Source organism: Desulfobacter hydrogenophilus, assembly GCF_004319545.1.
Classification (GTDB): domain Bacteria; phylum Desulfobacterota; class Desulfobacteria; order Desulfobacterales; family Desulfobacteraceae; genus Desulfobacter; species Desulfobacter hydrogenophilus.
In genome coordinates this window covers 2,937,826-2,951,223 of record NZ_CP036313.1, presented here as the reverse complement: position 1 = coordinate 2,951,223, position 13,398 = coordinate 2,937,826, and the positions used below count along the sequence as shown (strand labels likewise).

General features: G+C 53.9%; 7 protein-coding genes. 4 read left to right on the top strand and 3 right to left on the bottom strand.

The window, feature by feature from the left end:
* Positions 1–9: 9 nt before the first annotated feature.
* Genes EYB58_RS13110 through EYB58_RS13100 form a run of 3 tightly spaced genes read right to left on the bottom strand, consistent with a single transcriptional unit; the run spans position 10 to position 3,868 of the window.
* The gene (locus tag EYB58_RS13110) at positions 10–2,562 is read right to left on the bottom strand and encodes an ABC transporter permease (RefSeq protein ID WP_111957094.1); all 2,553 of its coding nucleotides are present in this window, start codon (positions 2,560–2,562) and stop codon (positions 10–12) included.
* A complete protein-coding gene (locus tag EYB58_RS13105) occupies positions 2,562–3,224 on the bottom strand; it encodes an ABC transporter ATP-binding protein (protein ID WP_111957092.1) in 663 nt (220 codons plus the stop codon). The genes EYB58_RS13110 and EYB58_RS13105 overlap by 1 nt, the downstream gene beginning before the upstream one ends.
* Positions 3,224–3,868 (bottom strand): arylesterase, encoded by a 645-nt coding sequence (locus EYB58_RS13100; RefSeq protein ID WP_111957090.1) that lies wholly within the window; start codon positions 3,866–3,868, stop codon positions 3,224–3,226. Before EYB58_RS13100 ends, EYB58_RS13105 begins: the two co-directional genes overlap by 1 nt.
* 225 nt (positions 3,869–4,093) lie before the next feature.
* Here EYB58_RS13100 and EYB58_RS13095 point away from each other — a divergent pair, with 225 nt between their 5' ends.
* Genes EYB58_RS13095 through EYB58_RS13080 form a run of 4 tightly spaced genes read left to right on the top strand, consistent with a single transcriptional unit; the run spans position 4,094 to position 13,370 of the window.
* Complete coding sequence (locus tag EYB58_RS13095; RefSeq protein WP_111957088.1) at positions 4,094–4,930, top strand: hypothetical protein; 837 nt, start codon at positions 4,094–4,096, stop codon at positions 4,928–4,930.
* A 12-nt stretch (positions 4,931–4,942) separates the two neighbouring features.
* A complete protein-coding gene (locus EYB58_RS13090; protein ID WP_111957086.1) occupies positions 4,943–6,256 on the top strand; it encodes a BREX system ATP-binding domain-containing protein in 1,314 nt (437 codons plus the stop codon).
* Positions 6,257–6,285: 29 nt separating this feature from the next.
* Positions 6,286–7,542, top strand: a complete 1,257-nt coding sequence (locus tag EYB58_RS13085; protein ID WP_111957084.1) for a BREX system ATP-binding domain-containing protein — start codon at positions 6,286–6,288, stop codon at positions 7,540–7,542.
* Between the two features lie 5 nt (positions 7,543–7,547).
* Positions 7,548–13,370 (top strand): DEAD/DEAH box helicase, encoded by a 5,823-nt coding sequence (locus EYB58_RS13080; RefSeq protein WP_111957082.1) that lies wholly within the window; start codon positions 7,548–7,550, stop codon positions 13,368–13,370.
* Positions 13,371–13,398 lie beyond the last annotated feature (28 nt).

Here is a 13,398-nt window from a genome sequence, read left to right as displayed (position 1 = left end):
ACTTTTTGATTACCCTTGACCCAGTAGCTGAACCGGCCGGGCCTTCATGACTTGCCAGGCCGCCCCAAGGCCGGTGGCCATGCAGGTCACCGTTGAGAGGCACAGGATCAGGAAAAGGGTTCCCCCGTCCAGCTGCCACAAGCTGTCAAAAAAATACCAGGAGATCCCAAAGGAGACCGCGACGCTCAGACACAGGGCCGTAATTCCTGCCGAAAACCCGACAAACCCGGACTCCAGCAGGGTAATGAGCGTTAGGGTGTTGAAATCCGTGCCCAGGACCTTGAGCAGGTTGATCTGGTTACGGTTTTTAAAGGCCTCATGCCGGGAAATGGAAAAGATGGACAAAAGCCCCGCAGCAATGGCCAGCCAGGCCATAAATTTCACCGACAGGGACAGCCGGTCGGTCACACCCAGAATGGTCTGGGCCGTCTGGGTCACATCAATGACGGAAATATTGGAAAACCGATCTACGATTTTATTTTTCAGTTCATGGTGGCGGGGCTGGGCCAGGTTTGAAACGCTGGCCAGATAGGTTTTGGGGGCATCGTTGAGAACCCCATCCTGGAACAACATAAAAAAATTGGGCTGGAAGCTGGCCCATTTTACCTGACGCAGGTTGACCACTTTCCCGGTCATGGAAATCCCCTGGATATCCACTTCCAGCGCGTCACCAATCTTTAGGTCATGGCGCTCGGCAAAGGACCGTTCCAGGGAAATTTCAAAAGGTGTGTTGCTGCCAAATTCCCAGGGGGTTTTGGACATGGACACTCCCTGGATCACCGTTTCGGACGCATCAAGGGTTTTGCGAAAAGAAAAAATAAACTCCAGCCGTCTGCCCCGGGTCCTTTTTCCGGATTTATCCTGCCGCCCGAAAAAGGGCTGGCCGTTCACGGTGTTGATTCGTCCCCGGACCATGGGGGAAATCCGGGTCAGGTCCCCCTCCTGCGCCTCCATGAACCGGATCAGGGGTGCTTTTTGCTCTTCCTGGATATCGGCCAGGAACAATGCCGGAATTTTCAATCCTTCGGGCCGGATAATCTCGGTTTCCAGGCCTTTGCGGACCTGGGGGACAATGGCAATCAGGAACACGCCCATGGCAATGGTTACAAAACAGGACAGGGACGACCATTTGTTGCGGAACAGGTTCCGGAAAGCGATCTTCACCGGGATTTGCTTTGAAGCGGCCGGAAAACGGCATCCCCAAAACACCAGACCACCGATCAGGGAAAACACGCCCAAAGCCAGGATAAACCCGCCGGCAAACAGGATTCCGTCGGCGATGGTCCCGGACACCATTACAGACATCAGGAAAAGCGCTCCAATGACCGGCACAAATGACAATACCTGCCACAGGGTTTTGCGTTTTGAAAGCCGGACCGTCACGGAATGTCCCTGGAGCAAGGTCATGGGCCGGATACTGAAAATCGTGACAAACAGGGGCAGACAAAACATCAGGCTGCCGGCTACGCCCACAACCAGGGCAACAGCCAGGGTTTCAAAGGAGACCCCCAGGTTCAGGTGAGCCGGTATCAGGTCCTTGAAAATCACGGGAAAAACCGGCAGAAGCACCATGGAGACGATCACCGCCAGGATGGCTGAAAGTGTACCCAGGAACATGAGCTGACAACTCACATAAAAATAAATATGTTTCCGGGCCGCCCCCACGGCCATCAAAATGGCCATTTCCTTTGACTTCAAAGTTAAAAAACCCCTGAAAAGATAAGCCGCCGCCATGCCGGCCAGAAACAGGGCAATGATACTGACCAGGCCCATGTACCGGGTAAAATACCGGCTGATACGCCCCAGTCGCTGGTTGACGTCCCGGGCGTCATGGACATTAAGCCGGGGCTGGTTCCGGGCCGGATCATAGAAATACTGTTTTATGTCACGGATTTTTCCTTCCAGATTAACGCCAGGTTCGAATCGGTAGTAATACCGATACCGGACCCGACTGCCAAACCGGATCAACCCGGTCCCGGCCAACTGGTCCAGACCCATATAAACCTTAGGGGCCAATTCAAACCCGGTCAGGTTTTTGTCCGGATCATCCTTGAAAAAATCCCGGATCATAAAATCTTTTTCTCCCAGCGTCACCGGTTTTCCACGGTCGAAATCGGTCTTAATCCCAAGGGCCCGGGCCGTGTCCCGGGTCATAAACAGCCCGGGGTTGCCCTGGATATCTTTTGAACCGGTCTCTCCTTCAAATGTAAAGCTACCGTACAGGGGATAGGCCCCGTCCATGGCCATAACCCTGACCAGCCTGGACCGGTCATGTCCCCGGGCCATGGAAAAAAACGTGACCAGCCGTGCCTTGTCCCGGTATCCGGCCAGTATCCGGTCGGCCTGCTGCATTTCCTGCTGTGTCAGGGGATCATATGAACTCAGCACCAGGTCGGCAGTGAGAATTTCTTTAAGGTTGTCATCCATGTGGCGGTCCAGGGACTCGCGGAAAGACTGGATAGCGATAAACCCGGCCAGTCCCAGGGCCAGGTTCAGGATGAAAAACAGGGAAAACCCCTTGTGGGTGATCAGTTCCTTGAACGCCGTCCGTATCCAAAACATCAGTACAGCACCCCCCGTTCAAGGGTGAACGTACTGCGGCACCGGTCGGCCAGGGAAACATTGTGGGTCACCAGGATCAGGCTTTTATGTTCGGTTTCCACCAGATTAAACAGCAAATCAGACACTGTTTCGCCGGTGGCCGTATCCAGGTTACCCGTGGGTTCGTCGGCCAGGATCAGGGAGGGTTTGATGATCAAAGCACGGGCAATGGCCACCCGCTGGCATTCTCCGCCGGACAAGGCGCCGGGCAGGTGGTGCCGCCGGTGGGAGAGACCCACCATTTCCAGCATGGCATGGGTCTGTTTTTCAATGTCCGGGGCCTTGAGGATTTCCAAAGGCAGGCTGATGTTCTCCTGTGCCGTCAAATGGGGCATGAGGTGAAACTGCTGAAAAATAATCCCGATTTTCTCTGCCCGGAACCGGGCCAGCCGGTCTTCATTCATGATGGACAGGTTTTCGCCGTCCAGAATGATATCCCCGCTGTCCGGGCGGTCCAGACCGGCAATCAGGGACAAAAGGGTGGTCTTGCCCGAACCGGATTGTCCGATGACGGCATGGGTTTGGCCAGGCCTGACCTCAAGGTTCACATCATTCAGGACCTGGATCATACCGGTTCCCGGAGAATAAAAAGACTTGCAAAGATGATTAATTTCCAGTCCCATCACGGCTCCTGAATCTGTTTTAAAATAAAAGGAAATACGGTTTTCGCGATTTGTTGATGCCCTGCCCGGTTGGGATGAATCCCGTCGGGCTGGTTCATGTTCGACCTGCCCCCTACCCCTTCCAGGAGAAAAGGAATCAGAACAATTTCGTGGTCATCGGCCAGTGTGGTAAAAACCTGTTTGAAATCATCAGCATATTCCGGCCCGTAATTGGGGGGGATTTGCATACCGGCCAGGATGACATCCATGTTGTTATTTTTTGCAAATGTAATGGCCCTGCCCAGGTTGTCTTCCATATTTTCCACGGACAGGCCCCTTAAGCCGTCATTGGCCCCCAAGGCCAGTACCAGAATATCAGGAGACGTTTTCCGGAACCATTTGAGCCGGGAAAGGGCACTGGCCGTAGTCGAACCGCTGATGCTGCCGTTGATGATCTCAACATGATGAATCCCGAGCGATTCAAGTTTCTGTCCCAACAGGGCTGGATAGGCTTCTTCCTTGGCGATCCCGTATCCGGCGGTAATGGAATCCCCTATGAACAGAATTTTTATTTTTGGAACTCCCCATGCTTCCGGGAAAATGCCCGGCAGCAAGCCACCCCAAACCATTAAAACCAGCAAGACTGTTACATATCTTTTTTTCATACTCACTCTTTTCTCTAATTTTATACTAAATACAAATAATATATAAAAGTAAGCCACAAAGGACACAGCGTCCACAAAGAAAAATTTATTTTATTTGATGGCCCTTTGAGGCTTTGTGCAAAATAAATTTGGAATTGCTGGTACTTATTCCTTAACCATTGAAATTTTTCCGGCATCAGTGTAGAAAATTGATCAATTAAAATTTGAAAACAAACGAGGAATCAAATGCCGGAACCAAATGAATTTCTTGAGAATGTACAAGAAAATTTAAAACAGATTGTTCAGCCCTTTCAGCGGGATCTGAACCAAAAACAAAAAAAAGCCGATTTGATCAAACAATGCATCCGGTGTGCGGAAAGAGATGACTTTCTCCAACTGGATGAACTGCTCAAAAGCAAACTGGCCAGGGATATATGCGAGGACGAAACCCTTGAAAGCTGCGCCCCGGTATTTGAAACCCTGGGGGCCTATGCCGATAAAAAGGTGGAGCAGTACCGCATGGATCTCATCGAAGACCTGACCCAGAAATGCGAAGAGGCCGGTCTCGAAATGGAGATGGATTTTCCCAGGTTCACGGTTTTAAAGGGCATCACCGGGGAGATTGATTTCGCCAGCCGTTCCACAAAGATCAACAAAAAGGTGCTCAAATCCATTGATCCCCGGCGGATCATGGCCATGGTGGTCCGGCTAAAGAAACAATTGTATGAGAAACCCTATGATCCCCAGGCATTCATTGATGCCCTGTGCAAGGTCTACCTGGAACTCCTTGAAAAAGAAGATCTACCTGCCGCCCGTCCCGTTCCCATGCAGCACTTTTACCTGGCCTATGTGATCTCCCTGCAGTCCAAAACCTTTTTCCAAAACATGGACAAGGGAAAATTCAACGGTTACAGCCTGGATCAATTTTCAGTGGACCTGTGGCGCTACTACCAGGCGGGCATCGGCGGCTCGTCGCAAGGGTACGAACTTCAACTCACCCCGGGGCGTAACAAGGCCCTGTGGCTCCTGGACACCCAGGGGGAACTGCGCCAGATCACTGCCATCTCTTTCCATAAATCCTAAGGAATCTTGGTCATGATATCATTGGATGCCCTCAAAGAACTCAAACCCTTCCAGGCCAGATCCATCATCGAAGATCTGCGCAAGGGCAGCGTGCCTGTGGAATATGTGCCGGTATTTACCGTGGGCCGTCAAAAATGGCTTTCCTATATCGAAGACGATCTTGAAAACTACATTGCCCAAGGCGGAGCCAAGGTACGGTTCATCAGCGGGGATTACGGAGATGGTAAAACCCATTTCATGTCCGTAGTCCAGCACCTGGCTATGGAAAAAGGATTTGCCGTCTCCTTTGTGGTCCTGACCCGGGATGTGCCCATCCACAAATTTGAAACCGTTTACCAATCCATTGTCCGGCAGCTCCAGGGTAATTTTGACGGCGTGGGCATCCGGGATCTGCTGACCGCCTGGCTGGACTCCCTGTCAACGGAATTCCAAGACGCCAAAGCAGAAGCCGCCACAGAAAAATGCACGGCCCTGGCCGAAGGATTCAGGGATATCCCGGACATGGATATCAACTTTGCCAATGCACTGGCCGCCCTGGTGAACAACCGGTTTGCCCCCATGGCAGAGGAGGAGGATGAGGTGAGCCGCAAAGCAGACCGGGAAATCCTCATGCACTGGTTTGACGGCGGCAAGGTCACTAAACGGGAAATCAAGCCCTTCCAGATTTACGAATACCTGACCAAGACCAATGCCCGGCAGCTGATGAATTCCCTGATCCTGTTTTTGCGACGGTTTGGACACCAGGGCTTAATCCTGCTCATGGATGAAATGGAGACGGTGGTGACCATGAGTGCCTCGGTGCGCAATGCCGCCTACGAAAATGTCCGCCTCTTCATAGATAACAGCGAGACCGCCCAATACCTTCACATCTTTTTTTCCATCATCCCGGACGTACTGGTATCGGAAAAAGGATTTAAGTCCTACGACGCCCTGTGGAGCCGGGTGCGGTCCATCGGGACATCAATGGGCGACGCCAAACGCCTCAATTATCGAGGGGTCCTTGTGGATATCCACCAGACGCCCCTTCAAACCGAAGAACTGGTGGACCTGGGCCGGTGCCTTTTGTCTTTGCACGGCGTCGCCTACCGCTGGTCCCCGCAAGCGTTGGTCACGGACAAGGTCATAGAGGATATCTGTGCCAGTCAGAAAAGAATGGGTGTCATCAGCGAGGTGCGGCTTTTCATCAAGCAGCTCATCGGCGTCCTGGACCTGGCCGAACAGGGCCAGTCCCCGGAGGATATGGACATGGCCCGGCAGATGGTCGAAACCCGGAAAGAGATGGAAGAGGAAAAGATGAAACAGATGGAGCCCTCTTGGGACAATTAAATCGGGACTCTTAAACCGGAAATGATACCATGGATGAAAAGGCATTTAGCGAGCAGATCAACGGTACCAAAAATTTTTATCTGCGCAGGGCGGTAGAACGCATTAGGGAGGGTCTGTTTGATCCACTGGGGGTTCAATGGCTCACCTCGGGGGAAGAAAAGCTCAACCAGCTTTTTGACCGGGGGGTCGAAGCCCTGGACAAGGGAACGCCTTACCACCTCTGTGTCTGCGGCGCATACGGCCAGGGCAAATCCCACAGCCTCACCTATTTGAAACAGCGGGCCCTGGAAAATAATTTTGTGGTCAGCTATATCAACCTGGACCCCCGGCAGATCCCCTTCCACGATTTCAAAGCGGTCTACCGGGCCCTGATGGGGGCCATGGTTTTTCCCAATGAGGAAACCAACCTGGTAAAAGTATGGAAGGAATCAGCCGCCCAATGGCTGGCCCGGCCGGAAAATAAGGATAAGGCTATCGGCGATTTCATCACCGGTGACATGCCCCACCGATTCCGGGCCATCCTGGCGGCCATGGTCCACAATAACATGGAGATTCCGGCAAACAAGCGCAAACTTAAAAAACATGCCCGGTTTCAGCCCAGATCCTTTGCCTGGACCCTGAAAAATGCCCTTATGGGCAAAGAGATCCCGGCCCATAAGCTTGCTGCAGCATTCCATTACCGGGAAGTGCCGTTTTATAAGGGCGGCTCCCTGGTGTGCCGGGAACCAAAGGAATATCTGGCCATGGTAAAAGGACTGGCCCGGTTGTTCAAAGAGATGGGATACGGGGGATGGGTCCTGCTTTTTGATGAAGGGGAATCCATCGGCCAGACCCGCATCACCAGCCGCAGCAAAAGCTATGATCTCCTCCATGAAATCTTCTGCCCGGAACGTCCGGCACAGGGATTTTACCCGGTATTTGCCTTTACCCATGATTTTTTTACCCTGGTTGAAACCGAGCCCTGGGACCGGACCCGCAGACCCGGCGGACGGCAGAAAGCCGACCAGCCGACCGAAGAGATTCCCTGCTTTGCCCGCGATTACCACAAGGCCTGGAAAAAAATAAATATCCATTCTCTCCAGGACCTGTCACCCGGTGAATGGGAGACACTATCGGGCAAGCTTAGAATCCTCCACAGCCGGGCCTACGAATGGGCACCGGAGACCGCTGACATAGACCGGGAAATGAAGCAGATCCTATCCCAAAACAAAGGGGCCGAATCCAGAATGAAATTAAGACTTCTGGTCAACCAGCTGGACCTGGAACAGCAAAAAGAATCCTGCTGAGCCTTATGGTCCAGGACCCTGATCCGCAATCAGCCCCCCTACCCAACCCCCTTTTAAGGCTCCCCAACACCTTCCGCCCCTTTTATGGGGCTTTTGCCGGTCTGCGGCCCGTCCAGATTGAAACTATCGCCCCCATCCTTGAGGGCCGGGATCTCATCGTCCAGGCAGCCACCGGATCGGGCAAAAGTGAGGCTGTACTGGCCCCGGCCCTGGAACGGGTCATCACCTCGGGCTGTGCCCATGGCGTTTTATACATCATTCCCACCCGGGCCCTGGCCAAGGACCTCATGCGCCGGTTTGAACCCATCATCACCGAGCGGCTGAACCTGATCCTGGCCATCCGGACCGGGGACATCAAAAAGGGGGGAACCAAGCGGCCGGACATCATGTTCACCACCCCGGAATCCCTGGATGTAATGCTGGGCAGCGGCAATGCCAATCTTAAAGCCTTTTTGGCCCGGGTGGGCACCGTGATTGTCGATGAAGTCCATCCCCTGGTCCACCAGTACCGGGGCCGACACCTGGTCTATCTGTTCACCCGCCTGGAACGCAGAACGAGCGAGCCCATACAAAAAATTGCCATGTCCGCGACCATTGCCGGTATCCCCCAGGTCATGGATTTCCTTAATTTCAGACCTTGCAGCACCGCCATCTCGGCCGGTGCGACCCGCCAGGACCGACAGATTCAGGCCCGGCTTCTTCATCTGAAACAAGAGAAGACCGAGCTGCCCGCCCTGCTCAATGATTTATACCGGGAATGGGCGTATCGAAAAATTCTTATTTTCTGCAACAGCCGGTCGGCCTGCGACCGACTTTCCGGCATTGTCCGGCGCAACGGGGTGTTCAGGGATGTCACCGAGCTGCACTACTCCAACCTCAAGGCAAAGGAAAGGAAAAAAGCGGAAGACCGGTTCCGGAAAAATCCCCATGCCCTGTGCATTGCCACCTCAACCCTGGAGCTGGGCATTGATGTGGGGGATGTGGATGCGGTGCTCCTTTATCAGCCCCCGGGCTCGGTGTCGGCCTTTCTCCAGCGCATCGGCCGGTCCAACCGCCGGGGGCAGTCCATCAATTTCTGGGGCATCACCGCCGGGGAATCCGCCGGCAACCAGGCGATCCGCTTTCTTGCCCTGCTGGCGCTGGGCCGCCAGGGAAGAATCGAGGCCCCGACCCCCAAAACCCTGCCCAGTGTGTTGAGCCAGCAGGTCATCTCCTGTCTCTACGAAAAAAAGGAAATTTCCCTCAACGCCCTGAAATCCCTGTTTCCGGACCGCAAAAGCCTGTTGCCGGATATTTTCAAGGCCCTTGAAAAAAAGGGCTGGCTGAGACGGACCAAGCGGCCCGGCCTGCTTCGAGGCGGCTGGCAGTACCGGAACCATTTTATGGAATACAAAATATGGGGAAACTTTCCGGAAAGCGAAAAGGAATACATCCTTGAAGTAGACATGGAATCCATTGCCGATATCCCCCAATCCATTGTGGACCAGATGGAGGTGGGGGACCGGGTCTATCTTTCGGGCCGGCGCCTTAAAATTTTGAAAATTGAAGCGGGTGATCCCGGCAAGGTCACGGCCCGGCCGACCATGAAAAAAGATGATAAAGACCTGGTCTGGGTAGGGTTGGGTGCACATGTCTCCTGGGAAACAGCCCAGGCCATGGGGCGTATCCTGGGCACCGGCACCCTGCCCCAAGACAGCGGCCTCATGGCCCGGACCCAAAAATTATTCCGCCGGGAGCTGTCATATTCTGAAAACCGGGTGACGCTGGCCAACGGCATTGAGGTGGTTCCGGGGACCCGGGCAAGGTTCCACTTCCGCACCTTTCTGGGGTCCGCCGGTAACCTGGTGCTGGAATGGGCCGTCCGGGACCATTTCCAGGATGATGACCTGGAGGTGGCCTCCAGCGAAACCGGGGTGGAATGCTCCTGCTGGATTGACTTTCAAAAACTGAACCTGCCCGTTACAGAAAAAAAATTTCACACATGGGTATCCGCCCATTTAAGGGTCCTGCGCAGCATGATCCCCTTGAATATTTTTTGGCGAACCCTGCCCAGAAAACAGATGGTGGAAGAGGTGGCGGATTTCCTCTTTGATCAACGGGTGGCGGATACCTTTGCCCGGTACCTAAAATTGGATTCGGATATTGTTTCCGGGGATATGGCCGACCTTTCCGGACCATTGCCCATAACGACCGACGAATCTCCACGCTTTGAGATGGAAGCCGGAACCGCGCTCCTGTCCCATGAAAAACAGACGGCAAAACCGCCGGAAAATTCACCCTTTTTATCCCCCGTATGGCAATCTCCCTGCCTTGACCCGGACCCGGGCGATGCTCGCTCCCTCACCGCCACCATGGTCAGTGATTATATTTTTCACGGGCAGTGTGACCGCAGGTTCTGTCTGTCCTACCTTGGCTTGGCCCACCCTGTAAAAGAGCAGGAAGATGTCATGGCCCTTGTCCGGGAACAGGGCGTCCAACATGAACAGGCGGTGCTGGCCGCCCTTGAACAACAGGGGAACCAACCGGCGGTTCCGGAACCTGCAGCGACCGAAGAGCCCCGGTGGGCCCCTTCCGTTAAGCTGCTGGAAGAAACAATAAAACAACTGGCCGACCGTGATCCGGAAAAAGCCCGGCCGGTCTGGCTGTCCCAGTGCTATCTCAAGACAGAAGCGCCCATCCATCAATTCCCCCATATCACAGGTATCGGCATCCCCGATCTTCTGAAACTGTCCCCAGGCAAAGGCGGACAGGCAATCATTAAAGCCGGGGATATCAAGCACAGCCGGACACCAGGATACCACCATAAATGGCAGGTGGCCTTCTATGCCCTGGCCATAGAACAAATTATTGAACGCTGCAAGCTGCCTGCCCGGATCTCCCGCAAAGGGTTCATCATTACCCCGCCGCCGTTAAGTGACGTCCGGGAAACAGAACAGTATCGGATCCATGAATTTGATTTAAGCCCTTACATGGCGGCCCTGCCAACCCTTCTGCACCACCTTTGCCATGTGCTTTCCGGCCTGCCGGCCCATGCAGATTACAGGCTTCAAAGCCTGTGCACCGCCTGTTCGGGATTTCCTGGCTGCTACCACCATGCCCTGATCCATGAGGATATCCGATTTCTGCCAAAATTAACCAAAGGCGAACTGGTTGCCCTGCAGCAGATGGGCTGCACCACCCTTGAACAGCTATCCGGTGCCCTTGAAAAAGAGACCGGTCACCTCTCTCCTGGACAGCAGAAAAAATTAATTGGGTGGTGTGACGCCTTTTTAACCGGCCGTATAAGCTGCCATGAAAAAAAGACCCACCGCTTCCCGGCCAACCTATCCAGGCGCATTTTCATCCACCTGGAAAAAAATCCCCTGGACGGCCTGCCCCGGGTCCTGGGGTGGTTGGTATTGGATACAGACGGCCGGACAATTATTGAATCAAATGTATGGACCATGGAAACCGAAACGGAACGGCAGGCAGTCCGACAGACCTTTTTAAAGGAATTGACGCGATTGTGGAAAGAGAGCATCCATACCGGTCAGTGTCCCCATATTTTCCATTTTGGATCCCAGACACCCGCGACAATAAATAAATGGCTTGGGGAGGCACAGAGACTATCCTGGGAATTTCTCAACCAAACCCAGCCCTCTTCCTGGACGGACATACAAAAGGTCCTGACCGCCCATTTTTACATGCCCGCTCCGGGCACAGCATCCCTTTATACCCTGGGCCGCATCTTCAAATGCCAAACCATCCCTGCACCACCACCGACCCTATTTCACCACAACAGCGGATTTATCAGCGATATAGGCCAAGCTGCAGCCGAAGCAAAAAAATGCCTTGCGCTCATGGCAGAGCTGTATCAGACCGCCGTGTCCCAATTGCAAAGCCAGTGGATCAAGGAGTGGCCCTCAAGCAACGATGTGGATAAAAAAGCCCGGGCCTATACAACATTTATCCAGGAGGAGCAACGCCTGAAAGAGGCAGATATCATGATGCTCCAGGAACAGCCCCTGGAAGAGCGAATGCTGCGGTTCAGGTCCCTGGGATACCTGAAATTCCACCAGACCCGGCTGGACAACACCGGGCGCTTTATCAATATTTTCAGGCCCACAGACCAGACCCAGCCGGCCAAATTCCGACAGGGGGATTTCCTCAAACTGGTTCCCCATGGCATGGTCGATCTGCAAAACGGCTTTCCCGTGATCATGGTCGAATATGATAGGCAAGCCGGTGACATCGGGCTGCTTTCCCGGTCCGGCAAGATAAATCTCAACAAAACGTTGTTCTACTCCCTTGAAGAAGATATGGATGACTGGAACCGGGAAAAGCTGCACCACGCCTCCCAGACCCTGTTTTCAAAAAGCAGATATTTCCATCTCCAGCAGCTTCTGGCCGGAACAGCCCTGGAAAGGCAGACACCTACATCGGCAGCCTGGGTGGAAAAATGGCTGGCCCGGGACCACCACGGCCTCAACCCCTCACAGCAGCAGGCCTTAAAGCTCCCCTTCCAATACCGCACCGCCATGATCCAGGGACCGCCCGGCACTGGGAAAACCCATTTGCTGGGATGGATCATCATTGCCCTGATCATTGAAGCCCATGAGGCCGGAAATCCCCTGCGCATCGGCATCAGCGCCCTGACCCACCAGGCCATTGACACGGTATTGGAAAAAGTGGTCCAACTGGTCAACCAATATCTGCCGGGTGAGTTTCCGGGCCAATGCGTGAAATGGGGAGAAGACAACGCTCTGGCATCCGAAACATCCAATCCCGACGATGCCGTCATGAAGGTGGAATATACAAAGGACGTCCGGGATCTGCCAACCCGGTCCTGGTTGATTTTAGGCGCCACCGGATACGGATTTTATTCCCTGTTCAACAGCAAGGACAAAGGCTTTCCCCTGGCCCTGGACTGGATGATTTTTGACGAAGCCTCCCAGGTCCCGGTGCCCCAGGCCCTGCTCAGTCTCATCTACGCCAGGGGAAATTTTCTTTTCCTGGGCGATATCCATCAGCTTCCCCCCATTGTCATGGGCAATTATGATCCCCATGACCCTGATGACAATAAAGATGACGATGAAAACGAAATACGCTTGAACAGTTCCATTCTCTCCAATATCCGTGACCTGTATCCTGAAGACTGCCAGGTCACCCTGGACACCACCTACCGGATGAACAAAGAAATCTGCGCATTTCCATCCAAAACCTGGTACCACAGCCGGCTTTACCCGGACCCTTCAGTGGAAAATGCACGGCTTTACCTGAACGACCCAGACGAAACATACAGTCCAACAGGGGACGAATCGATACTCAGCGACATCCTGAATCCGGAACAGCCTGTGACCTTGGTATTAACGGATCACCAGGGGTGCGGCCAGCAATCGGATGTGGAGGCGAATCTTATGGCCGCCCTGGCCGGGCGCCTGATCCTGGGCCACGGTCTCGCCCCGGACCGGATGGCCATCATCACGCCCCACCGGGCCCAGAACAACGCCATCCTCCAGCGCCTGGGAAAATCCATGGCAGGCTATCCCTCCCTTCCCCCCCTACCCCTCGTGGACACCGTAGAACGAATCCAGGGTGCCGAGCGGGACGTCATCCTCTTCGGTCTCACCGCCTCGGACCCAGATCATCTGACCAGCGAATTTTTAAACAGCCCCAACCGCCTCAATGTAGCCATGACCCGGGCCAGAAAGAAACTGGTCATCATGGGCAGCCAGGCCTTTTTCTCGGTCATTCCCGATTCAGACGCCCTGCTGGCCAGACACTGCTGCTTCAAACAGCTACTGACCCATTGCCGGGCCCAAAATGCGGTATTTCATTTTTCCAAATAGATATCCCCTATTGTTCAACGATTCTGTC